At 68.3% G+C, this 24,142-nt stretch carries 21 protein-coding genes; 11 read left to right on the top strand and 10 right to left on the bottom strand.

Annotated features, from left to right (window positions below; all coding sequences use genetic code 11):
• Positions 1 to 36: 36 nt before the first annotated feature.
• Entirely contained in the window at positions 37 to 2,028 is a 1,992-nt protein-coding gene (locus ACVCL3_RS03225) for an OPT family oligopeptide transporter (RefSeq protein ID WP_395118358.1), read from the bottom strand.
• A 74-nt stretch (positions 2,029 to 2,102) separates the two neighbouring features.
• Positions 2,103 to 2,711, bottom strand: a complete 609-nt coding sequence (locus ACVCL3_RS03230; RefSeq protein ID WP_447100421.1) for a class I SAM-dependent DNA methyltransferase — start codon at positions 2,709 to 2,711, stop codon at positions 2,103 to 2,105.
• Positions 2,712 to 2,838: 127 nt separating this feature from the next.
• Here ACVCL3_RS03230 and ACVCL3_RS03235 point away from each other — a divergent pair, with 127 nt between their 5' ends.
• The gene (locus ACVCL3_RS03235) at positions 2,839 to 3,126 is read left to right on the top strand and encodes a hypothetical protein (RefSeq protein ID WP_395118354.1); all 288 of its coding nucleotides are present in this window, start codon (positions 2,839 to 2,841) and stop codon (positions 3,124 to 3,126) included.
• A 37-nt stretch (positions 3,127 to 3,163) separates the two neighbouring features.
• Here ACVCL3_RS03235 and ACVCL3_RS03240 read toward each other — a convergent pair whose 3' ends face one another.
• From ACVCL3_RS03240 to ACVCL3_RS03250, 3 genes are read right to left on the bottom strand one after another with little or no spacing between them, the layout of a single operon-like run.
• The gene (locus ACVCL3_RS03240) at positions 3,164 to 3,610 is read right to left on the bottom strand and encodes a DUF1579 family protein (protein ID WP_447100422.1); all 447 of its coding nucleotides are present in this window, start codon (positions 3,608 to 3,610) and stop codon (positions 3,164 to 3,166) included.
• Entirely contained in the window at positions 3,607 to 4,539 is a 933-nt protein-coding gene (locus ACVCL3_RS03245; protein ID WP_447100423.1) for a sensor domain-containing protein, read from the bottom strand. The genes ACVCL3_RS03240 and ACVCL3_RS03245 overlap by 4 nt, the downstream gene beginning before the upstream one ends.
• Complete coding sequence (locus ACVCL3_RS03250) at positions 4,536 to 4,898, bottom strand: PadR family transcriptional regulator (RefSeq protein ID WP_395118348.1); 363 nt, start codon at positions 4,896 to 4,898, stop codon at positions 4,536 to 4,538. The genes ACVCL3_RS03245 and ACVCL3_RS03250 overlap by 4 nt, the downstream gene beginning before the upstream one ends.
• A gap of 148 nt (positions 4,899 to 5,046) precedes the next feature.
• Here ACVCL3_RS03250 and ACVCL3_RS03255 point away from each other — a divergent pair, with 148 nt between their 5' ends.
• Complete coding sequence (locus ACVCL3_RS03255) at positions 5,047 to 5,988, top strand: peptidylprolyl isomerase (RefSeq protein ID WP_447098973.1); 942 nt, start codon at positions 5,047 to 5,049, stop codon at positions 5,986 to 5,988.
• An 82-nt stretch (positions 5,989 to 6,070) separates the two neighbouring features.
• Here ACVCL3_RS03255 and ACVCL3_RS03260 read toward each other — a convergent pair whose 3' ends face one another.
• The 3 genes from ACVCL3_RS03260 to ACVCL3_RS03270 form a co-directional block, all read right to left on the bottom strand.
• Positions 6,071 to 6,790 (bottom strand): phosphoadenylyl-sulfate reductase, encoded by a 720-nt coding sequence (locus ACVCL3_RS03260; RefSeq protein ID WP_447098974.1) that lies wholly within the window; start codon positions 6,788 to 6,790, stop codon positions 6,071 to 6,073.
• A complete protein-coding gene (gene cysI / locus ACVCL3_RS03265; protein WP_447098975.1) occupies positions 6,787 to 8,481 on the bottom strand; it encodes an assimilatory sulfite reductase (NADPH) hemoprotein subunit in 1,695 nt (564 codons plus the stop codon). Before cysI ends, ACVCL3_RS03260 begins: the two co-directional genes overlap by 4 nt.
• An 83-nt stretch (positions 8,482 to 8,564) precedes the next feature.
• On the bottom strand, positions 8,565 to 10,433 hold the full coding sequence (locus ACVCL3_RS03270) for an assimilatory sulfite reductase (NADPH) flavoprotein subunit (protein WP_447100424.1): 1,869 nt from the start codon (positions 10,431 to 10,433) through the stop codon (positions 8,565 to 8,567).
• Positions 10,434 to 10,597: 164 nt separating this feature from the next.
• On the opposite strand from ACVCL3_RS03270, the gene ACVCL3_RS03275 reads away from it, so the two are divergent.
• The 9 genes from ACVCL3_RS03275 (at position 10,598) to pilH (ending at position 21,689) form a co-directional block, all read left to right on the top strand.
• Positions 10,598 to 11,338, top strand: coding sequence for a sulfite exporter TauE/SafE family protein (locus ACVCL3_RS03275; RefSeq protein ID WP_395118340.1), 741 nt, complete (start codon positions 10,598 to 10,600; stop codon positions 11,336 to 11,338).
• Positions 11,339 to 11,359: 21 nt separating this feature from the next.
• Complete coding sequence (locus ACVCL3_RS03280) at positions 11,360 to 12,556, top strand: JmjC domain-containing protein (RefSeq protein WP_447100425.1); 1,197 nt, start codon at positions 11,360 to 11,362, stop codon at positions 12,554 to 12,556.
• Positions 12,553 to 13,506, top strand: a complete 954-nt coding sequence (locus ACVCL3_RS03285; RefSeq protein ID WP_447100426.1) for a GNAT family N-acetyltransferase — start codon at positions 12,553 to 12,555, stop codon at positions 13,504 to 13,506. The genes ACVCL3_RS03280 and ACVCL3_RS03285 overlap by 4 nt, the downstream gene beginning before the upstream one ends.
• 303 nt (positions 13,507 to 13,809) lie before the next feature.
• On the top strand, positions 13,810 to 16,650 hold the full coding sequence (locus ACVCL3_RS03290) for a 2-oxoglutarate dehydrogenase E1 component (RefSeq protein ID WP_395118334.1): 2,841 nt from the start codon (positions 13,810 to 13,812) through the stop codon (positions 16,648 to 16,650).
• An 81-nt stretch (positions 16,651 to 16,731) separates the two neighbouring features.
• Positions 16,732 to 17,925, top strand: coding sequence for a 2-oxoglutarate dehydrogenase complex dihydrolipoyllysine-residue succinyltransferase (odhB, locus tag ACVCL3_RS03295; protein WP_447100427.1), 1,194 nt, complete (start codon positions 16,732 to 16,734; stop codon positions 17,923 to 17,925).
• A 142-nt stretch (positions 17,926 to 18,067) separates the two neighbouring features.
• On the top strand, positions 18,068 to 19,492 hold the full coding sequence (gene lpdA, locus ACVCL3_RS03300) for a dihydrolipoyl dehydrogenase (protein WP_447098981.1): 1,425 nt from the start codon (positions 18,068 to 18,070) through the stop codon (positions 19,490 to 19,492).
• A 149-nt stretch (positions 19,493 to 19,641) separates the two neighbouring features.
• Positions 19,642 to 20,238 carry an LOG family protein gene (locus ACVCL3_RS03305; RefSeq protein WP_447100428.1) on the top strand — a complete coding sequence of 199 codons (597 nt, stop codon included), beginning with the start codon at positions 19,642 to 19,644 and terminating at the stop codon, positions 20,236 to 20,238.
• Positions 20,239 to 20,255: 17 nt separating this feature from the next.
• Positions 20,256 to 21,254, top strand: a complete 999-nt coding sequence (locus tag ACVCL3_RS03310; RefSeq protein ID WP_447100429.1) for an oxidoreductase — start codon at positions 20,256 to 20,258, stop codon at positions 21,252 to 21,254.
• A 69-nt stretch (positions 21,255 to 21,323) separates the two neighbouring features.
• Positions 21,324 to 21,689, top strand: coding sequence for a twitching motility response regulator PilH (pilH, locus tag ACVCL3_RS03315; RefSeq protein WP_136258582.1), 366 nt, complete (start codon positions 21,324 to 21,326; stop codon positions 21,687 to 21,689).
• 72 nt (positions 21,690 to 21,761) lie between these two features.
• Here the strand turns inward: pilH and ACVCL3_RS03320 are convergent, their stop codons facing one another.
• Both ACVCL3_RS03320 and ACVCL3_RS03325 read right to left on the bottom strand, forming a co-directional pair.
• Positions 21,762 to 22,160 carry a DUF6165 family protein gene (locus tag ACVCL3_RS03320; protein ID WP_447100430.1) on the bottom strand — a complete coding sequence of 133 codons (399 nt, stop codon included), beginning with the start codon at positions 22,158 to 22,160 and terminating at the stop codon, positions 21,762 to 21,764.
• A 23-nt stretch (positions 22,161 to 22,183) separates the two neighbouring features.
• Complete coding sequence (locus ACVCL3_RS03325) at positions 22,184 to 24,082, bottom strand: HAL/PAL/TAL family ammonia-lyase (RefSeq protein ID WP_447100431.1); 1,899 nt, start codon at positions 24,080 to 24,082, stop codon at positions 22,184 to 22,186.
• Between the last annotated feature and the right edge of the window lie 60 nt (positions 24,083 to 24,142).

Below are 24,142 nucleotides of genomic sequence, written 5' to 3' on the forward strand. Positions count from 1 at the left end.
GCAGCCGCTGAACGGCAGCCACGCGGCAAGGCGACCTCAGCCGCCCTGCCCCATCCGCGCGATCCAGCGGTACATCACCACGATCGTCGCGGTGAAGGCGAGGCCGCCGATCCAGATCGCCGGGGTCGCGAAACTTTCGCCCACCACGGCCAGCGGCGACTGGTTGCCGGACAGCGCCACCGCTGCCGCCACGATCACGCCGAGCAGGCTCTCGCCCACGATCAGGCCCGACGCCAGCAGCACGCCCAACTGCTTGGTCGGCTCCGCCTTGGGGCCGCGCTCGGCACGCTTGTCGAACCAGGCGCCGACCATCGCGCCGACCACCACCATCAGCGTGGTCGAGGTGGGCAGGTAGATGCCCAGGCCCACCGCCAGCGGCGGCAGGCGCATCGACTTGCCGGTCTTGCCCAGCACCTCGTCGACCACGATCAGCACCGCGCCGATGCCGCCACCGATGGCGATCAGGCTCCAGTCGATGTTGCCGGTGATCACGCCCTGCGCCAGCGCCGAGATCAGCCCGGCCTGCGGCGCCGGCAACGCGCGCGCGGGGTCCACGCCCGGCGCGCCGAGGAAACCGTAGGCCTGGTTCAGCAGGTCCAGCACCGGCGGAATCACCAGCGCGCCGGCGATCACGCCGATCACCAGCGCCCATTGCTGCAGCGAGGGCGTGGCGTCCACCAGCTGCCCGGTCTTGAGATCCTGCAGGTTGTTGTTGGCGATGGAGGCCACCGCGAACACGATCGAGGTGATGAACAGCGCGAAGGCCACCAGCGCCTTGCCGGCCTCCTCCGGCACCAGCGACTTCACCCCCAGCACCAGCAGCAGCGCGGCGATGATCACCACCAGGATGCCCACGCCCGACAGCGGGCTGTTGGACGAGCCGATCAGGCCAGCCATGTAGCCGCATACCGCGGAAACCAGGAAGCTCATGATGATCACGAACACCACGCCGCCGATCACCAGCAGCGCCATGTGCTCGCCCAGCCCGCTGATGTTGGCGAAGTGGCCCAGCAGCCACGCCACCGGGATCAGGCACAGCAAGGTGATGATGCCGACCTGGCCGATCGGCATGTCGTGTTCGGTGCGCGGCAGCGAATGCAGCGTGCCCGCCTTGCGCGCGCTGGAGGCGCGCATCGCGCCGGCCAGGCCGCCGATCACCGGCTTGACCAGCTTGGCCAGCGTCCAGATCGCCGCCACGCCGATGGTGCCGGCGCCCACGAAACGCACGTAGTGGCTCCAGGTGGCCTGGGCAGCTTCCGCCGCCGCGCCGCCCTCCGGATGCAGCAGCAGGAAGTGCGGCACCGCCCAGCCCCAGCCGATGATCGCGCCCAGCAGCATCGCCACGCCCACCCACAGGCCCACCAGGTGTCCCACCGCGAACAGCGCGAAGGAGAGACCGAAGTCGAAACCGCTAGCCGCACCCCGATCACCGATGCGGAAATAGCTGGACACCGCGGCGGCGAAGATCTTGGTCTGCACGACCACGTAGAACGCCGCCGAGACGATCGAGCCCACCACCACCGCCTTCAGCCCGGCACCGCCGGACTCCACCGACTCGGCGGCCTCCGGCGAATCGCCCGAGCCCACCTTGAGCACCTCGGCGCAGGCCACGCCTTCCGGATACGGCAAGTCGGAATCGGTGACCAGCGCGCGGCGCAGCGGGATGGTGTACATCACGCCGAGGATGCCGCCGGTGGCGCAGATGCCGAAGCTCATCCAGAACGGGAAGCCGTTCCAGTAGCCCAGGATCACCAGGCCCGGCAGGACGAAGATGATCGCCGACAGCGTGCCGGCGGCCGAGGCCACCGTCTGCACGATGTTGTTCTCCTGCACGGTGGAGTTCTTCAACGCGCGCAGGATCGCCATGGAAATCACCGCGGCGGGGATCGAGGTGGCGAAGGTGAGTCCGGCCTTGAGGCCGAAGAACACGTTCGCAGCGGTGAACACCACGGTGATCACGATGCCGATGATGACGCCACGAAGGGTGAGCTCGCGGCGCGATGGGCTGGACAAGACTGGCTGGGTCACTTCGTGCTCTCCCCCGATGAAAACTGCCGCGCACGATAGCGCGGAACCGTCGCCCGGCGATACGCCGGCCTTCGTCAGCCAGGCAGCCGCGCGCGCTCCAGCGCGGCCACATGCTGCTCCAGTCGCGGCCCGAGATAGCAATGCGATCCGCACGGCAACAGGCCCACGCGGCCGAACTCGCGCAAGTACCAGGCGGGAGCGCGCGCGATGAAACCCTGGCGGTCGCCCGCCACGTCGTCGCGGCTGGTGAACACTTCCAGAAAGGCCACGCCATCGAGCATCTCGCCGATACCATGCAGCCCGGCACGGATCTCGGCTGGCTTGAGGTAGTGCAGCACGTCGCTGCACACGATCAGGTCGAAGCGGGTGTCGAAGCGCAGCTGTTCGAGCTGGCCGAAGCGCGCCAGGCCGATCCGGCGGCTGCGGCCGTAACGCGCCACCACGTACTCGCTGGCATCCAGCCCGCGATACTCCGCGCCTGGTCGCAGCGCGCGCAGCGGCGCCCGCCACGTGGCTTCGCCGCAACCCACGTCCAGCACGTTGCGGATCGTGCGGCCCAGGTAGTACTCGGTTTGCGCCACCGCCATCGCCACCTTGCGCCGCAACTCGGCCGGGGAGCCGACCGCGTGGCGCGGGTCGCGATACCACTTGTCGAAATAGCTGCGGTCGTAGGTCTTGGGCATGGCTTCCCGGCGCGGGCCGGAGTGGCTGGCGGATGAACGCCCATGGTAGCGCGCGGCACGGCATCACTTTTCGCATGCGTTTCGCTTGCGATGCTCGCCCCGCCCCCGACCACCCGGAGCCAACACCATGCCCATGATCCGTTTTCGCCTGATCGGCAGTCGCGCCGACGCCGACACCCTCATCATCGGCCTGCACGGCATCGACGGCGTCGAGCACATCGAGGAAATCGACGACCCCGCGCTGGGCATCCGCGACGACTCCAGCTCGCTGGGTTCGGCCGGCGACAGCGACGCACATGCCTATCTCATCGAAGTGGGCGCGGCCAGCGACAGCCTGGCCGACGACGTGCGCATGAACGCCGAGATACTGGCCAGCGAATGCAGCGCCGGCATCGAGTTCGTGGATGATTTCTGAAAGCCGCGACGACGCCGGTCACCCCGGCGCGCCGGGGCTACGGGACGCGACGGTAGCTGCCCTGCATGACCTTCTCCCAGCTTGTACCGCCGTCGAACGAGCTTTCCAGCACCAGGGTGAACTCGTCGTTGCCCAGCCAGTGGTACACATGTCGTGTCTGCCCGCGCGACGAACTGCGCACGAACACCAGCCGATCGCCGTCGCGATATCCGGGCGCAGGTTCTGCGGGAGTGAAGCCGTAGCTGTCGAACCAGTGCAGCGCGAAGTCGCCGGGACTGGCACCGTCGGCGAATACCGCGTGCGCCTGCAGCGCGGGTTGGCCGTCCCGCGTTTCGCGGTAATCCATCAGCAGCACCCTGCCGCCGAGGGCCAACCGCGCGCTGATCTGCGCGAGCGCCGGGCCGCCCTCGCCCCAGCGAGTCGTCGCGATGGTTTCCTCGCCTTCCCATGCCCCATCGAAACGGGCGAGCAGATCGTCTCTCATGATGTGCTCCGAGTCGTGCCGCGCACCAGCAGGTGTTTGGCCATGGCGCCGTGCAAGCGGCCGATTCCGCGTACCAGGTGCAGGGTGGCGAACAGCAGCACGGCGCCGAGCAGGAACATCGCCAGCACCTCGGCCCAGCCAGGTACGTGCGGACCGGAACCCCAGTCCAGCAGGATCGTGTGATCCACGTACAGGCCCTGCAGCCAGTCGTGGCCAAACAGCATCAGCACCGGCAGTCCCAGCAGGCCCAGCGCGACAGCCAGCAAGACGGCGGTGAGGATGAAGTATACGATGCCCAGCGGCAACATCAGCACCATGTAGAACAGCGTGGTCCAGGTGCGCGGGTCGGTAAACATGGCGCCGATCCGCCCCAGCAGCGGCACGCCGCGTTGCGGGTACGGTGGCCGCCGCGGCATGCGCACGCCCAGCAGCGCTTCCACGATGCGCCCTTCGAGCAGCGAGAGCCCCCGCATGCTGCCGATGAACAGCACTATGAACGGCAGGCCGATGATCAGCACGGACAGGCCCGCCGACAGCGCGATGCCACCCACAGCCAGCGTGAAATAGGCGATGCCCGTGGCCGACCCCAGCAGGATGTAGAACAGCGCACCCCAGGTATGCAGGTCGGTCGCCACGCCGAAGAAGCGCCCGGCCAGCGAGCGACGCGGCGGTGCTGGCGGCGGGCGGATCGCCCGCTGCACCTTTATCTCCTGGTCGCGGTAGATCTCGGCCACCTCGTCCGGTGCGCCGTAGCTCTGCACCACTTGTTCGAGCATCGCCCCCTCGTCGCGTCCGGGGCGTTCGTAAAGCTCGGCGCGCAGGTGTTCCTCGGCGTCGTAGAGCGCATCCTGGATCAGCGCAGGGTCGGCCCCGCGCAGCGCGGCGCGCAGCTGATCGAGATATTGGGCAATCGTGCGTGGCGCGTTCATGAAACCCCTCCTTGCAAGACGTTGTCGACCGAATCGCGGGTGGCGATCCACGCGGCGGTCCAGTCGCGCAGCGCGTCGCGCCCGGGCCGGGTGATGCGGTAATAGCGTCGCGGCGGTCCGCTGATCGAAGGCTCGACCTCGCTGGCCAGCAATCCCGACGCCTCGAGATTGCGCAGCACCGGATACAGCGCGCTCTGCTTGCCGGCGAGCACGCCCTCGCCCACCGCCTCCAGCCGCTTGGCGATCTGGTAGCCGTACATCGGCTGGCGCGACTGCGCCAGCACGGCCAGCAGGACCAGCGCCACCGTGCCGGTGGACAGCTCCTTCTGGAACTTCTTCAGTTGACTGCCGTCATCCATCGCGCTCACCCGCACTGTCACCTGTTACGGTATTCATTCTAGTGTGCAGTTATGACTAGTGAATATGCCTGAAGTCATGCGCCTGCCGGCGACGCGGACGCTCTGCTAAGTTGCGGGTCTCGCCGTTGCAAACCTTGAGGGGATAGCCATGCATGCACGTCGTCAATTCGCGGCCCTGACGCTGCTGGCCAGCCTGGTCGCCGTGCCGGCGCTCGCCGCCACGGATACCCAGGCGCCCACGCCGAGCCGCGCCGAGCTGTTGGCCAAGTCCACCGCGGCCGAATGGCGCACGCCCGACCCGCACAACCTGCTGGTGATGCAGCTGCAGACGGGACGCGTGCTGATCGAGCTGGCGCCGGACTTCACCCCGCTGCATGCGGCGAACATCCGCACCATGGCGCGCCAGCACTATTACGACGGCCTGGCGATCGTGCGTGTGCAGGACAACTTCGTCACGCAATGGGGCGACCCGGCGGGCGACAACAACGATCCCGCCAGCAAGCCGCGCTCGCTTGGCAAGGCGCACGCCACGCTGCCGCCGGAATACACGCGGCCGATCGACCCGAGGCTGGAATGGACCCCGCTGCCCGACGGCGACGTCTATGCACCCGAGGTCGGTTTCAGTGAAGGCTTCCCCGCCGCGCGCGACCCGGCCAGCGGCGAGCAGTGGCTGACCCATTGCTACGGCATGGTCGGCGTGGGACGCGACATCGGCCCGGAAACCGGCAGCGGCAGCGAGCTGTACGTGGTGATCGGCCAGTCCCCGCGCCGGCTCGACCGCAACCTGGCGATCGCCGGCCGCGTGCTGGAAGGCATGCCGCTGCTGTCCGCCCTGCCGCGTGGTACCGGCCCGATGGGCTTCTACGACAAGCCCGCGCAACGCACGCCGATCGAATCCGTGCGACTGGCCTCCGAACTGCCGCCGGCGCAGCGCCCGGCCGTGCAGGTGCTGCGCACGGACAGCGCCACCTTCGCCGCCCTGCTCGACGCCCAGCGCCACCGGCATGACGATTTCTACAAGGTGTCGTCCGGCAAGGTCGGCCTGTGCAGCGTCGACATCCCCGTGCGTGAGCCGAAAGCAGCGCATTGACGCAGGGCGGCCCTGCCCGCCTGCTCTTCAACGCACCCGGACCAGGAGCGGCGGGCACTGCCCGCCCTGCGGGGACCCACCGTTACGCGATGCCGTGCAGTCCGCACTCGCGCTTGAGGCCGAAGAAGCGTGTTTCCTCAGGGTCCATGCCGGGCTCCCAACGGCGGCTGGTGTGGTGGTCGCCGATCGAGACGTAGCCCTGCTCCCACAGCGGGTGGTACGGCAGGCGATGGCGGCTGAGATAGTGGCCGACGTCGCGGTCGCTCCAGTCGGCCAGCGGGTGCAGTTTCCAGCGGCCGTGGCGGAGTTCGAGAAAGTCGATCGCGGCGCGGCTGCGCGATTGCTGCCGGCGCAGTCCGGCGATCCAGCTGCCGGCATGCAGTTCATCGAGCGCGCGCTGCATCGGCTCGATCTTGCGAACGCGGTTGTACTGGTCGATGCCACTCACTCCCTGGCGCCACAACTGGCCGTGCCGCGCCTCCATCCGCGCGGGGCTGAGCGGCGACTGGTAGACCTTGAGATTGAGCCCGAGCCGCGCCGTCAGTTGGTCGACGAAATGGTAGGTCTCGGGGAACAGGTAACCGGTATCGATCAGGATCACTGGGATGTCCGGACGCTGGCGGCTGACCAGATGCAGCGACACGGCGGCCTGCGCCCCGAAACTGGACGACAGCACGTGTTCTCCGGGCAGGTGCTCCAGCGCCCACGCCACCCGCTGCGCAGCGCTGCGCGTGGCCAGCATGGCGTTGATCCCCGCAAGCGCCTGCGCGTCGGGGGCGGTGTCCGCCGGCAGCGGTTTCACGCGAGCACCGTGGCGGCGATGCGCCGCGCAGGTGGTGGCTGCAGAACAGCCGCGCGCAGCAGGAAATCACCGAAGCCCTCGCCCGCCTCGCGCTCGGCGGCATAGCGCGCGAACAGCGGGTCGAGTGCAGCGAGGATGGCCGCTTCGTCGACGTTCTCGCGCCAGACCTGGTTCAGGCGTTGGCCGCGGAAATCCGCGCCCAGGCGCAGGTCGTAACGCCCCGGGCCGCGACCGACCAGGGCGATCTCGCCCAGGTAAGGACGCGAGCAGCCGTTGGGGCAACCGGACAGGCGCAGCAGGATCGGCGTGTCGAGCAGGCCGTGCCGGTCCAGCAAGGCTTCCAGTTTCGGCAGCAGCGTCGGCAGGTAGCGCTCGCTCTCGGCCATCGCCAGGCCGCAGGTGGGCAGCGCCACGCAGGCGATCGCGTGCTGGCGGATCGCGCTGTGCCTTTTGTAGCCGTCCATGCCGTGGCGGGCCACCAGGGCGTCGATCGCGGCGCGATCGGCGGCCGCCACGTTGGCGATGATCAGGTTCTGGTTGCAGGTGAGCCGGATGTCGCCGGTGTGCACGCCGGCCAGTTCGCGCATGCCGCTGAGCCAGGTGTGCGCTCCGCGGTCGAGCAGGCGGCCGGACTCCACCTGCAAGGTCAGATGCCAGCGCCCGGCATGGCCTTCGACCCAACCGTAGCGATCGCCGTTATTGTCGAAACGGAACGCGCGCGCCGGCTCCAGCGCGAAGCCCAGGCGCTGCTCGATCTCGGCCTTGACCGCACCGAGCCCAAGCGTGTCGATGGTGTACTTCAGCCGCGCATGCTTGCGCTCCTCGCGATCGCCCCGGTCGCGCTGCACGGCGATGACGGTTTCGGCCAGCGCGATGAGTTGCGACGGCCGCACGAAGCCGATCACGTCGGCCAGCCGCGGATAGGTGGCCGGGTCGCCATGGGTGGCGCCCATGCCGCCGCCGATGCCCACGTTGAATCCAAGCAACTCGCCGTGTTCGACAATGGCGATCAGGGCCAGGTCCTGGGCGAACACGTCGATGTCGTTCTGCGGCGGGATCGCCAGCCCGATCTTGAACTTGCGCGGCAGGTAGGTGGCGCCGTACAGCGGTTCGCTTTCGTTGGCGGCTTCCTCGCCCACCAGCTTTTCGCCATCGAGCCAGAACTCGTGGTAGGCGCGCGTCTTCGGCTTGAGGTGCTCGGACAGGCGCACCGCCCACGCGTACGCCGCTTCGTGCGCCGGCGATTCGACCGGGTTGGTGTTGCACACCACGTTGCGGTTGACGTCGCCGCAGGCGGCGATGGTGCTGGCCATGGCCGCGTTGATCGCCGCGATGGCGGGCTTCAGGTCGCGCTTGATGATGCCGTGCCACTGGAAGGTCTGCCGCGTGGTGATGCGCAGTCCGCTGGAGGCGTAGTCGCCGGCGATCCGGTCGAAGGCGAGCCACTGCGCCGGGGTCATCACGCCGCCAGGCAGGCGCGCGCGCACCATGAAGGCATACGCCGGTTCCAGCTTCTGGCGGCGGCGCTCGTCGCGGATGTCGCGATCGTCCTGCATGTAGCTGCCGTGGAACTTCAGCAGCTTGGTGTCGCTCTCGGCGATCGCGCCGGTGACGGCATCGGCCAGCCCCTCGGCGATGGTGCCGCGCAGGAGGCGGCTTTCGATCTTGATCTTTTCCAGGTGGGAAGGCATCGGGATTGAAGCCAGTTCGCGTTCGGGTTGCATGCTTATTTGTTCGTCATTCCCGCGAAGGCGGGAATGACGACGCGGTTCACTCAATAGACATCGCGGGCGTAACGCCCCTGCTGCAGAAGATCGGCCAACCAGGCCCGCGCGCCCTCGGCGGACAACCCGCCGTGGGTGGCGACGATCTCCAGCAGGGCTTCGTGCACGTCCCGGGCCATGTGCGCGGAATCGCCGCAGACATACAGATGCGCGCCTTCGCGCAGCCATGCGTACAGTTCACGACCGTTCTCGCGCAGGCGCTGCTGCACGTAGACCTTGTGCGAGTCCCTCGCAACACCCCGCACATCCCTGGGCGGACTCTCTGAACGAGCCACGCCGTCGCGCGAGAAGGCCAGGTCGAGGCGGCTCAGGCTGCCGCGGCGCAAGGCGTCCTGCCACTCGAGCTGGTAGAGGAAGTCGCGGGCGAAGTGGCGGTTGCCGAAGAACAGCCAGTTGCGGCCGCTGGCGGCAGTCGCCTCGCGCTCCTGCACGAAGGCGCGGAACGGGGCGACGCCGGTACCGGGGCCGATCATGATCACGTCGCGGCTGCCGTCGGCCGGCAGGCGGAAGCGTTCGTTCGGTTCGATGAATACCGGCACTGTCGCGTCATCGCCCGCGCCGGCAAGGAAGCTCGATGCCGCGCCGTAATGCGTGCTGCCATGCGCAGCGTATTCCACCACCGCCACGGTCAGGTGCACCTCGTCCGGCCCCACGGCTTTCGGGCTGGACGCAATCGAATACAGCCGTGGCGTCAGCGGGCGCAGTGCGGCGACCAGTTCGGCGGCGTCCCACGCGGCGGGAAACTCGCGCAAGAGATCGATCGGCTGGTGGCTTTCCAGCAAGGCGGCGAACTCGGCGCGCTGCTCCGGAGCCAGCAGGCGCTGCAGACCTGCATGCCTCGTGGCTGCGGCCTGCGCCGCGACCAACGGACGGGTCAGTCGGGTGATTTCGCGCTCCTCGGCCAGCCAGCGCGCCAGCGGCAGGTGCTTGCCGCCATGTTCGACTTCCGCAGCGCCATCCAGCCGCAACGTCGTCAGCCACTGCTCGACCAGCGCCGGCGGGTTGCGCGGCCACACGCCGACCGCATCACCGGCTTCGTAACGCAGGCCCGAACCTTCCAGCGACAGTTCGACATGCCGCACGTCGCGCTCGCTGTCGCGCGAGACGATGCGCTGGTTCTCCAGCACGGCGGCGGCGAACGGTTGCTCGCGCGAGTATGTCGCCACCGTGCGCACCGCGTGCAGTGCCGCGCCCTGACGCGGAGCCGTCGCGGGCACGTCGAGCGTCTCGCGGGCTGCGGCGAGGGCGCGTTCGGACCAGCCCGCCGCCACCGCCTCGAAATCCACGTCGGCCTCGCCCAGCTCGGCAAAGCGCTGTCCACCCAGCTCGGCCAGCCGCGCATCCAGCGCCTGGCTGACCGCGCAGTACTTCGGGTAACTCGAATCGCCCAGGCCCAGCACGGCGAACTTCAGTTGCGGCAACTTCGGTGCGCGCTTGCCGGCGATGAACTCGACGAAACCCACCGCATCGTCCGGCGGATCGCCGTCACCCTGGCTGCTGATCACCACGCTCAGGAAGCGCTCCTGGGCCAGCTCGCGCAGCGGGTAGGCGCCGGCGCGCAGCAAGCGCACCGGCAGGCCGGCGGCCTCGGCGCGGGTCGCCAGTTGCTCGGCCACACGGCGGGAGTTGCCGGTCTGGCTGCCATAGACGATGGTCAACCGCCGGCCCGCGTCCGCCGGTTGCTCGCCCATGCCCGGCAAGCTGGCCGCAACCGCGCCGCCAGCGGCAGCCGCGGCGCTGTACGCCGCGATCCAGTACAGGTCGGCCGGTGCCAGGCCGTGGGTCAAGCGGGCCAGCAGCGCCAGCCGCTCCGGATCGAGCGTAGGTGCAGGCGGCAGCGATTTCAGCGCAGCGTTCACGGTCATTCCTTCTGGACGTCTTTACGTCCATATGACAATGGTAGGTTTCGGTTCGAACTCGGGGAAAGCATCTGTCGGCATGTCGTTATGTCCGCTGCTCATTTCCTGCGCGCGGCCGGGCGCGCCGTATACTGCGCATCCACCCGATGTGGTTGCCGACGCGCTTGAGCGAACTGCTTGCATTCATGGTCGTGGGCGCCCTCGCCCAGCTGGTCGACGGCGCGCTGGGCATGGCCTTCGGGGTCACCGCGTCCGGCCTGCTGCTGGCGCTGGGCGTGCCGCCGGTGGCCGCCAGCGCCAGCGTGCATTACGCGGAGGCCTTCACCTGCGGTGCTTCCGGCCTCAGCCACCTGCTGGCCGGCAACGTGCGCCGCGCGCTGTTCCTGGCACTGGTGATCCCCGGCGTGTTGGGGGCGCTGATCGGCGTGTGGATCGCCGTGCACGTACCGCCTTCCTGGCTGCGCGCCTTGCTGGCGCCCTACCTGCTGGGCATGGGCGGCTTCCTGCTGCTGCGCTGCCGACGAGCGGCCGGCGCACGCATGGACGTCCCGCGCGGCACCGGCATCACCGGCGGCATTGCCGGCCTGGTCGACGCCATCGGCGGCGGCGGCTGGAGCGCAATCACCGTCACCACGCTGCTGGCGCGCGGCCTGCAGCCGCGAGCGGTGATCGGCAGCGTGCACCTGGCCAAGTGCGTGGTCAGCGTGGCCGCCAGCTTCAGTTTCCTGCTCACCATCGGCGTCAGCCATGCGGCCGCGGTGGTCGGGCTGATCATCGGCGGCGCCCTGGCCGCGCCGTTCGGCGCCGTGTTCGTGCGACGCGTGCCGGCGCGCGTCGCCACCGCGCTGGCCGGGTTGGCAGTGCTGGCGCTGGGCCTCAACAACACCGTGCGCCTGTTCACCTGAGCCGGCCACTACAATGGCCGGATGAACGCCACCCCGACTTTTCCGATCGAAGTGCGCGGCAGCGCCACGCGCCCGCTGGGCATGAGCCCGGCCCGTTTCCTGCGCGACTACTGGCAGAAGCGCCCGCTGCTGATCCGCAACGCCTTCCCCGGCTTCCGCCCGCCGCTGCAACCGGACGATCTCGCCGGCCTGGCCTGCGAGCCCACCGCGCTGGCGCGGCTGATCGTGCACGACGAGGTGCGCGACCGCTGGCGGGTCAAGTCGAGCCCGCTGGAGGAGGCCGATTTCGCCGCCACGCCACCACGCAACTGGACCTTGCTGGTGCAGGACGTGGACAAGTGGGACGCCGACGTGGCCGGCCTGCTGCAACACTTCCGGTTCCTGCCGAGCTGGCGCATGGACGACGTGATGGTGTCCTACGCCGAACCCGGCGGCGGCGTCGGCGCGCACATCGATCAGTACGACGTGTTCCTGCTGCAGGGCCTGGGCCAGCGCCACTGGGCGATCAGCGACGATCCGCTGGCACCGAAGGCGTTCCGGCCCGACATCGAGCTCAAGCAACTGGTGCAGTTCGAGCCGACCCACGAATGGCTGCTCGACCCGGGTGACATGCTCTACCTGCCGCCGGGCGTGCCGCACGACGGCGTCGCCTTCGGCGGCCCGTGCATGACGTTCTCCGTCGGCATGCGCGCACCCTCGCAGGCCGAACTGACCGGCGACCTGGCCGACTACATCGCCGAGCAGCTGCCTGACGAGTTGCGTTACGCCGATCCCGACCTGGCCCCGGCCCGGCATGCCGGCGAGATCGACCGCGCCGCACTGGAGCGGCTCAAGGCGGCCCTGCCATTTGCCGCCGCCCTGCGCGAGGACCTGCTGCGTGACTGGTTCGGCCGCTTCATCACCCGCTACCGCAACGCGCAGGTGCCGGTGGCGCCGGACCATCCACTGAGCGAGGAGCGGTTCGCCGCGCGCCTCGCCGCCGGTGCCCGGCTGCTGCGCCACCCCTGGGCGCGCATGGCCTGGGCGGGCGGCAAGACCGGTGGCGTGCTGTACGTGTGTGGCCAGGCCTATGGCGCCTCGGTGGAACTGGCGCAACGGCTGTGTGCCGAACGCGAACTGGCCTTCGACCGCACGCCTGTCGCCGCCGACCGCGAACTCCTGCTCGCCCTGGTCAACGACGGCCACTTGCTGCTGCGCCCGGCGCGCCGCCGCCGATGAAGCTGCAGCACTTCCACGTCGAGATCGCCGACTGGTCGCGCGAGGACCAGCGCGCCGCCCTGCTCGACCTGCGCGCCACGGTGTTCATCCACGAACAGGGCGTGAGCGAGCAGCGCGAGCGCGACGGGCTGGACGTCGACTGCTGGCACGTGCTGGCCCGCGACGATGCCGGCCACCCGATCGGCTGCGGTCGGCTCACGCCGCAACACAAGATCGGCCGCATGGCGGTATTGCCGGACTGGCGCGGCCAGGGTGTGGGCGCGGCGCTGCTGCGCGAGCTGCTGGGCCTGGCGCGCGCGCGGGGCTGGCCCGAGGTGGCACTGGACGCCCAGGTCAGCGCGATCGGCTTCTACACCCGCGCCGGTTTCGTGGCATATGGGGACGAATTCGAGGACGCGGGGCTGGCACACCGCGCCATGCGGCTGGTGTTCGAGCGGGACGCGACGGTCGAGCATCCGCCTGGTCGCGATCCCGGACAGCTGGCGACCGGCACGGCGGCGGAATGCGTGCAGGCGCGGCTGCAACTGCTGCGTGATGCGCGTCATCAGCTGGCCGTGCGCCTGCCCGCGCTCACTGCCGACACCTTCGCCGATGCGGAACAACTGGCCGAGTTGCGACGCATCGCCACCTCCGGCCGCAGTGCGCTGATCCGCGTGCTGCTGCACGAGCCGCAGGCCGCGCTGCAGGCCGACCATCCACTGATCGGCCTGGCCCAGCGCCTGTCCAGCGCGTTCCAGATCCGCGTGCCGGTGGACGACGTCGACCTGGCCTGGCCTTCGGCCTGCCTGCTCAACGACGTCGGCGGTTACCTGTTCCTGCCCGCGGCGGAGCGTCCACCTGGACGCGCGGCGCGCGACGACCGCGCCGGCGCCGCGCCGCTGCAACAGCAATTCGACGAGGTGTGGGAGCGCTCCGAGCGCGCCACGGCGCTGCAGCGGCTGGATATCTGAGCGAGACGGCCGCGCGGACTGAACCGCAGCTGGCTCGTGGCCATCCGCGTCCGCGACGATGCGCAACGCGACCAGGCCACACCCCTTGCGCGTTTGCGGCCGTGCATCGTGGCCGCGGAGCCGCGCCGCAGGCCGTCTGCGACCATTTCACGGGTTGCCGTGCCGTGGCGGGCGAAGGGTATAATCACGCAGATTGATACCAGTCATCCGCACGAGCCACCGGTCGGACTTGAAAACCGGTCGCAAGCCGCGACGTTCAGCTCACATGGATGGCTGCAAGCCTCTTTTTCTGCCGGTGGTGACGTGAGTACAAACCTGATCCGCGAGTTCTACGAATCCTCCCAACTCGCTGGCGGCAACGCCGATTACGTGGAATCGCTGTACGACGCATGGCTGGCCGACCCCACGGCCGTTCCCGCCGAATGGGCAGGTTATTTCGAGACGTTCAAGGGTCGCGAATCGGGCGATGTCCCGCATGGCGCCGCCATTGCGCGGATCGAGGCGGCGCAGAAGCAGGGCCGCAACGGCGCCGCCGCCGTACCGATGAGCGACGAGTACGCGCGCAAGCAGGCCGGCGTGCTGCGCCTGCTCACCGCCTACCGCTCGCGCGGCCACCTTGCCGCCGACCTCGACCCGCTGGGCCTGGCCGACAAGATGCCGGCCCCCGATCTCGGCCTGGCCTTCCACGGCTTGTCCGACGCCGACCTGGATACCGAATTCGACACCGGCAACTACGCTGGCGGCGGCCAGCGGCTGAAACTGCGTGACCTGCTCGATCGGTTGAAGAAGACCTACGCCAGCTCGATCGGCGCGGAGTTCATGCACATCAGCAACCACGAGCAGCGCAACTGGATCTACAGCCGGCTCGAACAATCCGCCGGCCAGAGCGGCCTGGACAAGGCCGGCAAGCAGCGCGTGCTCGACGGCCTCACCGCCGCCGAGGGCTTGGAGCGCTACCTGCACACCAAGTACGTCGGCCAGAAGCGCTTCTCGCTGGAAGGCGGCGACAGCCTGATCCCGATGCTCGACGACGTGGTGCGCGCGGCCGGCGACAACGGCATCAAGGAGCTGGTGATCGGCATGGCCCACCGCGGCCGCCTCAACGTGCTGGTCAACATCCTGGGCAAGCCGCCGAAGACCCTGTTCGACGAGTTCGAGGGCCGTTTCGACCACCCCGACGACCCGGCCCACTCCGGCGACGTGAAGTACCACATGGGCTTCTCCGCCGACGTCAAGACGCCCAAGGGCGGCGTGCACGTGGCGCTGGCGTTCAACCCCTCGCATCTGGAAATCGTCAACCCGGTGGTGACCGGCTCGGTGCACGCGCGCCAGACCCGCCGCCGCGATACCGCGCACACGCAGTCGATGGCCGTGCTGATCCACGGCGACGCCGCGTTCGCCGGCCAGGGCGTGAACATGGAACTGTTCAACATGTCGCAGGCACGCGGCTTCAAGATCGGCGGCAGCCTGCACATCGTGGTCAACAACCAGGTCGGCTTCACCACCTCCAATCCGGAGGACGCGCGTTCCACCATGTACTGCACCGACCTGGCCAAGATGGTCAACGCGCCGGTGCTGCACGTGAACGGCGACGATCCGGAAGCGGTGATCCTGGTGACCCGGCTGGCCTACGACTTCCGCAAGCGGTTCCGCCGCGACGCGGTGATCGACCTGGTCTGCTACCGCCGCCACGGCCACAACGAGGCCGACGAGCCGGCCGCCACGCAGCCGGTGATGTACCAGATCATCCGCAAGCGTCCGACCGCGCGCGACCTTTACCAGCAGCAACTGGTGAAGGCCGGCGTACTGGCCGAGGGCGAGGCGGCGAAGCAGTTCGACGCCTACCGCGAGCGCCTGGAAGCCGGCGCACCGATGACCGACCTGGACCCCAGCCCCGTCCGCGACGGCCACGTCGACTGGGCGCGCTTCATCGGCGGCAAGCTGTCGCTGCCCACCGACACCACGGTGCCCATGCGCAAGCTGCAGGAACTGGCCAGCAATATCCTCACTTTGCCCGCCGACCTCACCCTGCAGGGCCGCGTGGCCAAGATCTACGAAGACCGCCGCAAGATGGCCGCCGGCGAACAGCCCGCCGACTGGGGCTTCGCCGAGAACCTGGCCTACGCGACCCTGGTCGACGGCGGTTTCGACATGCGCCTGGTCGGCCAGGATTCCGGCCGCGGCACCTTCTTCCACCGCCACGCCGTGCTGCACGACCAGAAGGACGGCCATACCTACATGCCGCTGGCCACCGTGCGCGCGGGCGCCGACGTCGAGGTGATCGACTCGCTGCTCAGCGAGGAGGCGGTGATGGCGTTCGAGTACGGCCACTCCACCACCGACCCCGATACGCTCAACATCTGGGAAGCCCAGTTCGGCGACTTCGCCAACGGCGCGCAGGTGGTGATCGACCAGTTCATCAGCTCGGGCGAATCGAAGTGGAACCGGTTGTGCGGCCTGGTGCTGCTGCTGCCGCACGGCTACGAAGGCCAGGGGCCGGAGCACTCCTCCGCCCGGCTGGAGCGTTTCCTGCAGCTGTGCGCGATGGACAACATGCAGGTCTGCGTGCCGACCACGCCGGCGCAGGATTTCCACATGATCCGCCGGCAGATGCTGCGCGCCGCGCGCAAGCCGCTGATCGTGATGACGCCCAAATCGCTGCTGCGCCACAAGCTGGCGGTGTCGAGCCTGGACGAGCTGGCCAACGGCAGCTTCCAGCTGGTGATCGGCGAGCATCGCAAGCTGACCGCGAAGAAGGTCAAGCGCGTGGTGCTGTGCTCAGGCAAGGTCTACTACGACCTGCTGGAGGAAGCCGAGAAGCGCGCCCTGACCGACGTGGCGATCGTGCGCGTCGAGCAGTTGTATCCGTTCCCCCGCGTGGAGGTCAGCGCCGAGCTGGACAAGTATCCGTCGGCGAAGGAAGTGATCTGGTGCCAGGAGGAACCCATGAACCAGGGCGCCTGGTTCCAGATCCGCCATCACCTGCAAGCCTGCACGGGCAGCAAGCACAGCCTGTCGTACGCCGGTCGCGCGCGCTCGCCGGCGCCGGCCGCCGGCCACCACAACACGCACGTCGCCGAACAGGCGGCGCTGGTCGAACAGGCCCTGGTCGAGCCGGTCGGTACCGACCACGCCGCCGAGTAATCCGTTTCGAACGGGCCGGTCGCGATTGGCCGCCCCTGCTCCTTGTGTCCATCGACAGTCGCACAAACCCAAGAGCCTCTTATGTCCATCGAACTGAAAGTCCCCGTGCTGCCCGAGTCCGTCTCCGACGCCACCATCGCCAGCTGGCACAAGAAGGCCGGTGACGCGGTGAAGCGCGACGAGAACCTGGTGGATCTGGAAACCGACAAGGTGGTGCTGGAAGTGCCCGCGCCGGTTGACGGCGTGTTGAAGGAGATCAGGCACGAGGTCGGCGACACGGTGAACAGCGAGCAGGTCATCGCGATCATCGAGGAAGGCGCCACGGCGGCTGCGCCGGCTCCGGCCGCCGCCGCTCCGGCGCCCGCGGCCGCGGCGCCCGCCCCCGCCGCGTCGAAGGCCGCCGCCGAGCTTTCGCCCGCCGCGCAGCGCGTGGCCACCGAGAGCAAGGTCGACACCTCCGCCATCGCCGGCACCGGCCGCGACGGTCGCATCATCAAGGAAGACGTGGTCAACGCCGGTTCGCGCCCTGCCGCAGCTCCCGCCACCGCGCCAGCCGCGAAACCGACCCCGGGCGTCCGCCCGGAAGAGCGCGTGCCGATGACCCGCATGCGCGCGCGCATCGCCGAGCGCCTGATGCAGTCGAAGAACTCGATCGCCATGCTGACCTCGTTCAACGAGGTGAACCTGGCCGAAGTGGTGAAGATGCGCAAAGCCCTCGGCGACGCGTTCCAGAAGGAACACGGCATCAAGCTCGGCTTCATGAGCTTCTTCGTCAAGGCGGCGGCCGAGGCGCTGAAGCGCTATCCGTTCGTCAACGCGTCGGTCGACGGCAACGACGTGATCTACCACGGCTACCAGGACATCTCGATCGCCGTGTCCACCGACAAGGGCCTGGTCACGCCGGTGCTGCGCGACGTGCAGGACATGAGCTTCGCCGACGTCGAGAAGGGCATCGCCGACTACGCCGTCAAGGCGCGCGCGAACAAGCTGTCGCTGGACGACCTGCAGGGCGGCACCTTCACCATCACCAACGGCGGCACCTTCGGCTCGCTGCTGTCGACGCCGATCGTGAACCCGCCGCAGAGCGCGATCCTCGGCATGCATACGATCAAGGAGCGCCCGATCGTCGAGAACGGCCAGATCATCGCCGCGCCGATGATGTACATCGCGCTCAGCTACGACCACCGCATCATCGACGGCAAGGACGCGGTGCTGTTCCTGGTCGACATCAAGAACCAGCTGGAGAATCCGCAGCGGATGCTGTTGGGTCTGTGATCGCTTGAGCCCCTCTCCCGCCGGGAGAGGGGTTGGGGCGAGGGTTCGGTGATACCGCAACGCCTCGCTCCGCCCGCACCCTCATCCGGCGCTTCGCGCCACCTTCTCCCGGCGGGAGAAGGAAAGAGCAAAGAGGAAAATCATGAGCGACAAATTCGATGTCATCGTCATCGGTGCGGGCCCGGCCGGTTACCACGCCGCGATCCGCGCCGCGCAGCTGGGCCTGAAGACCGCCGTGGTCGATGCCTTTGTCGGCAAGGATGGCAAGCAGGCACTCGGCGGCACCTGCCTCAACGTGGGCTGTATCCCGTCGAAGGCGCTGCTCGACTCCTCCAAGCAGTTCTACAACCTCGCGCACAATCTTCCCGTGCACGGAATCACCGTCGAAAATGCCAAGGTCGACCTCAAGACCTTCATCGGCCGCAAGGAAAAGATCGTCAAGCAGTTCACCGGCGGCGTGGCGCAACTGTTCAAGGCCAACAAGATCACCAGCTTCTTCGGCACCGGCAAGCTGCTGAAGGGCAACCAGGTCGAGGTCACCGGCAACGACGGCGCCAGGCAGACCATCGCTGCCACCAACGTGATCCTCGCCTCCGGCTCGGTGCCGATCGAGTTGCCGTTCGCGAAGTTCGACGGCAAGAACATCATCGACAACGCCGGCGCGCTGGAACTCGATGCCGTGCCGAAGCGCCTGGGCGTGATCGGCGCCGGCGTGATCGGACTGGAGCTGGGCAGCGTGTGGCGCCGTCTGGGCGCGGAAGTCACCGTGATCGAGGCGCTGCCGGAATTCCTCGCCGTCGCCGACGCGGACGTCGCCAAGGTCGCCGCCAGGGAATTCGCCAAGCAGGGCCTGGACATCAAGCTCAACGCCAAGCTCAACAAGGCCGAGGTGAAGAAGGACGGCGTGCACCTGGTCTACACCGACAAGGACGGCGAGCAGAAGCTCGTCGTCGACAAGCTGCTGGTCGCCGTGGGCCGCCGCGCCTATACCGCCGGCCTGCTGGCCGACGACACCGGCGTGAAGCTGGACGAGCGCGGCCGCATCGTGGTCGACGAGCATTGCCACACCGGCGTGGACGGCGTGTGGGCGGTCGGCGATGCAGTGCGCGGCCCGATGCTCGCGCACAAGGGTTTCGAGGAAGGCATGGCGGTCGCCGAGTGGATCGCCGGCAAGGCCGGCCACGTCAGCTACGACACGATCCCGTGGGTGATCTACACCGAGCCGGAGATCGCCTGGGCCGGCAAGACCGAGAAGCAGCTCAAGGACGAGGGCGTGCCGTACAAGGTCGGCACTTTCCCGTTCGCCGCGATCGGCCGTGCCGTCGCGATGAACGAGGCGGTCGGCCAGGTGAAGATGATCGCGCACGCCGAAACCGACCGCATCCTGGGCGTGCACATGGTGGGTCCGGGTGTCTCCGAGCTGATCGCCGAGTGCGTGGTGGCGATGGAGTTCAAGGGGTCCTCCGAGGACCTCGCCCGCATCGTCCACGCCCATCCGACCCTGTCCGAAGCCGTGCACGAAGCCGCCTTGTCGGTCGACAAACGCGCCATCCACAAGGGCAACTGAAGCCCGCGCAGAGCCAACGCGGCCCGCTCGTGGCGACATGGGCGGGTCGCTCTTTTTCAGAAATGAGTGGAGAGGAGTGAGAAACGAGAGAGAGCATGCAAGCGCACACTCTTTTCTCACTCCTCTCCACTCTCCACTCAGGTAAGCCCATGGCCCAACCCACCGCCATCTGCGTCTATTGCGGCTCCAACAGCGGCCGGCATCCCGAGTACGCCGAACAGGCGCGCGCCTTCGGCAGCGAGATGGCTCGACGTGGCATCGCGCTGGTCTACGGCGGCGGCAAGGTCGGCCTGATGGGTGTGGTGGCCGACGCGGTGCTCGCCGGCGGCGGCAAGGTCATCGGGGTGATTCCTCGGCAACTGGTGGAACTCGAAGTGGCCCATCCGGGCCTGAGCGAGCTGGTGGTCGTCGAGACCATGCACCAGCGCAAGACGCGCATGTACGAGCTGTCCGATGCCTTCGTCGCCCTGCCCGGCGGCTTCGGCACGATGGACGAGATGTTCGAGATGCTGACCTGGGCCCAGCTCGGCCTGCACCGCTACCCCTGCGCCTTCCTCGACGTGCGCGGCTACTACCGCGACCTGCGCACGCTGATGGAGCACATGGTCGACGAATCCTTCGTGAAGGCGGCGCAGCGCGACAGCATCTGGTTCGGCGACGACATCGCCGCATTGTTCGACTGGATGCGGGACTACGAAGGCAGCTACACGCCCAAGTGGATTTCCTCCCGCAGCGTCGACGCCTGATTCCGCAGGAGGTCGAAATGACCCGTTTCCGCGCGTTCCGCATCCACAACGACGACGCCGGCTACCGCGCCGGCATCGAGACCATGGACACCGGTGCGCTGTCGCCCGGCGAGGTGCTGGTCAAGGTCGCGTATTCCTCGGTCAACTACAAGGACGCGCTGGCCGGCACCGGCAAGGGCCGCATCCTGCGCACCTATCCGCTCAACGGCGGCATCGACGTGGCCGGCCACGTGGTCGCCTCGACCGATCCGGCGTTCAGGGAAGGCGACGCGGTGCTGTGCACCGGCAGCGGCCTGTCCGAGACGCGCGACGGCGGCTATGGCGAGTACGCACGTCTCGACGCGCGCTGGACGATCCCGCTGCCGGCGTCCTTGAGCCTGCGCGAGAGCATGATCCTCGGCACCGCCGGCTTCACCGCCGCACTGGCCCTGCTGCGCATGCAGGACAACCGGCAAACACCGGCGCTCGGCCCGATCGCGGTGACCGGCGCCAGCGGTGGCGTCGGCATGCTGGCGATCGACATCTTCAGCCGCGCCGGTTACGAAGTGCACGCGATCAGCGGCAAGCCGGACCACTTCGACTTCCTGCGCAGCCTCGGCGCCACGGACTGCATCGACCGCCACCAGATCGCCTTCAGCGGCAAGCCGATGGACTCGGCCCGCTTCGGCGGCGCGCTGGACAACGTCGGCGGCCGCATGCTCGCCGGCCTGCTGCCGCTCATCGCGCCCTACGGCAACGTGGCAATCTGCGGCAACGCCGGCGGCATCGCGTTCGACAGCACGGTGATGCCCTTCATCATCCGCGGCGTGAGCCTGTTGGGCGTGGCTTCGGCCGGCACCGCGCGGGACATTCGCGACGACATCTGGCGGCGCCTGGCCAGTGAGTGGAAGCCGCGGCACCTGGAGCGCATCCGCACGCGCGACATCGCACTGGAAGAGTTGCCGCAGGTGTTCGAGCGCATGCTTGCCGGTGATTCCTTCGGGCGCACGCTCGTGCACATCGACCATCCGGTTTGACAGCGACGTGCTTGGAAGTACCATCGTCACGCCTTAGAATCATCGAAACCCGCAGGGAACCCCCAACCCATGGCACGCATCCTGATCGTCGACGACTCCCCCTCCCAGTTGCTGGGCATCAAGCGGATCGTCGAGAAACTCGGGCATGAGACGCTGTCGGCCGAAGACGGCGCCGCTGGCGTCGAGGTGGCCAAGGCGGAGCTGCCCGACCTGATCCTGATGGACGTGGTCATGCCCAACCTCAACGGCTTCCAGGCCACCCGCACGATCAGCAAGAACGCCGACACCGCGCACATCCCGATCATCCTGGTCACCACCAAGGACCAGGAAACCGACAAGGTGTGGGGCATGCGCCAGGGCGCCAAGGCCTACGTGACCAAGCCCATCAAGGAAGAGGAACTGGTCAAGGCGCTGGACGAATTCCTGCCCCACTGACCCGTCTCCCATTTGCACGAAAAACGGCGCCCGCGGGCGCCGTTTTTCGTGAAGCGGCCGGCCGGCGGTCGGTCAGCCGGCGCGGTAATCCTGATACGACTTTTCCTCGACCAGCTGCGAACCGAGCTTGAGGTTGATCGCGCGTTTGAACGCGGCGCGCTCGTCGTTGCGGAAATACACCGAGCGGGCCAGCTCGATGAAGTCCCGGTCGAACTCCTGCGCGCGTTCCTTCAACCGGATCTTGTCCTCGATATCCCACAGCAGCTCGTTCACCGCGAGCAGACTGGCGCGCTCCTCGCCGATGTCGATCCGCGACGCCGCGTCGTTGGCCCAGATCGCGTTGAGCAAGTCCAGCTCGTTGCGCACGTTGGCCAGCTTGGCCTCGTCGGTCATCCGTCGCGACTTGATTTCGAGGATGGTGATCTTGTCGATCAGTTCGCCGGGGGAAACGGGGGTCTGGATCAGGCTCATGCTCGGCTCCGTGGAAGTGTGTTTCAAACCGTGGCGCGGAAGGCGCCCTGCTGCACCAGCGCGCAGGCCGCGGCCACGTCGCCGTCCAGCGCGCGATCGCGATGCATGAAGGCAATGCGCTGACGCAGGATCGCGTGTGCCTGACGCACCCGTGCGCCCGCGTGGAAATCGCCGGCGCCGGTCAGGGCATCGGCGAGCTGCTGCACCTCGGCGACGAACTGCTCGTAGTGCGGCTGGCCCTCGCGCGGCGCATTGGCCACCTTGGCCGCCAATGCCTGCCAGCCGCCGCGGCGGGCCAGCCGGCGCGCGGCGTTGAGCATTTCCTGGCGGTAGTCGAGCGCCTGCGCCGCGGTGTACAGCTCCAGCGCCAGCGCGTGGCTCAGATCCTCCACCATGTCCAGCACGTGGCGGGCTTCGTTCGCCCCCATCGAAACGTGATCCTCGGCGTTCGCGCTGGTCGGCACCGAATACACACTGGCCGGATGCGCGCGCGTGGCGAGGTCGTTGACCAGGGCCGCGGCGGTGTACTGCACGATCATGAAGCCGGAGTCGGTGCCGTCCTCGTTTCCGGTGAGGAAGGCCGGCAGGCCGTCGTTGTTGGCCGGGTCGACCAGCTTGTTGAGGCGGCGCTCGGAAATCGACGCCAGCACCGGGATCGCCGCCTTCACGTAACTCATCGCCAGCGCCAGCGGCATGCCGTGGAAGTGGCCGGCAGAGATCACCTGCTCCTCGATGAACTGCGCGTCCGCGTTGTCCGGGAAGATCAGCGGGTTGTCGGTGACCGAGTTGAGCTCGATGTCGAACACGCGGCAAGCCTGTGCCCAGGCATCGCGTACCGCACCGTGCACTTGCGGCATGCAGCGCAGGCTGTAGGCATCCTGCGGCTGGTGCTTCTTGCCGCCCTTGAACGGCAGGAAGCGCTGGTAGAACGCCTCGCGGCCGTGGCGCTGGTTGGCAGGCACCCAGTCCCAGCCGATGTCGAAACTCAGCGCCTGGTCGTCCGGCTCGCTCCAGGCATCGGCGCTCCACGGCTTGAAGCGCGGCACCAGGTGATACGGAATGTCCAGCAAGGTGGAACCGTCCAGCAATTCGCGCACGTGCGCCGCAGTCTCGACTTGCCCGGGATGAGGACGCAGCGCATGCACCTCCGGTCGCAAGGCGCCACTGCGGCCGGCGAAGGCGTCCAGTGTCATCGCCGCGGCGAGATCGGCGACGTCCAGCAGATCGCCCAGCACGTCCAGCGCCAGCGCGCCGGTGGCGAGCATCTGCGCGGTGCCGTTGTTGAGCGCCAGCCCTTCCTTGAACGACAACCGGATCGGCTTGAGGCCGGCACGCTCCAGCGCCTGCGCGCCCGGCATGCGCTCGCCTTCGTAGAATGCCTCGCCGCCGCCGAGCAGCACGATCGCCAGATGCGACAGCGGTGCCAGGTCGCCGCTGGCGCCGACCGAGCCCTTCTCCGGCACCACCGGCACCACGCCGGCATTGAGCATCGCGGCGAGCGCTTCCAGCGTGCTCACGCGGATGCCCGAGTGGCCGCGCATCAAGGTGTTGATGCGGATCACCAGCATCGCGCGCACCACCTCCGCCGCAAACGGTTTGCCGACGCAGACGGCGTGCGTGATGATCAGGTTGTGCTGCAACTCCTCCATCAGCGTGCCGTCGGCGGACTGATGCCCCGGCAGCTCGTCGCGCACGCGATGCGCGCCCAGCAGCTTGTCGGCGTTGCTGCCGAAGCCGGTGGTCACGCCGTAGGTCGGCTCGCCGCAATTGACCTTGTCGGCCAGGAAATCGGCGGCGCGCTGCACGCGCTTGAGCTGCGCCTGATCCAACGCCACCGATGCGCCCTGCCGCGCCACCGCCACCAGTTGCGTGCGCGTCAGGCTGCTGCCATCGAGAAGAATCGTTTCACTCACCGCAGTCATGCTCCACGTTGTTGCCGTCATTCCCGCCAACACGGGAATGACTGCGTCAAAGGCAATAGC

This window comes from Rhodanobacter sp. UC4437_H4 (assembly GCF_052978425.1).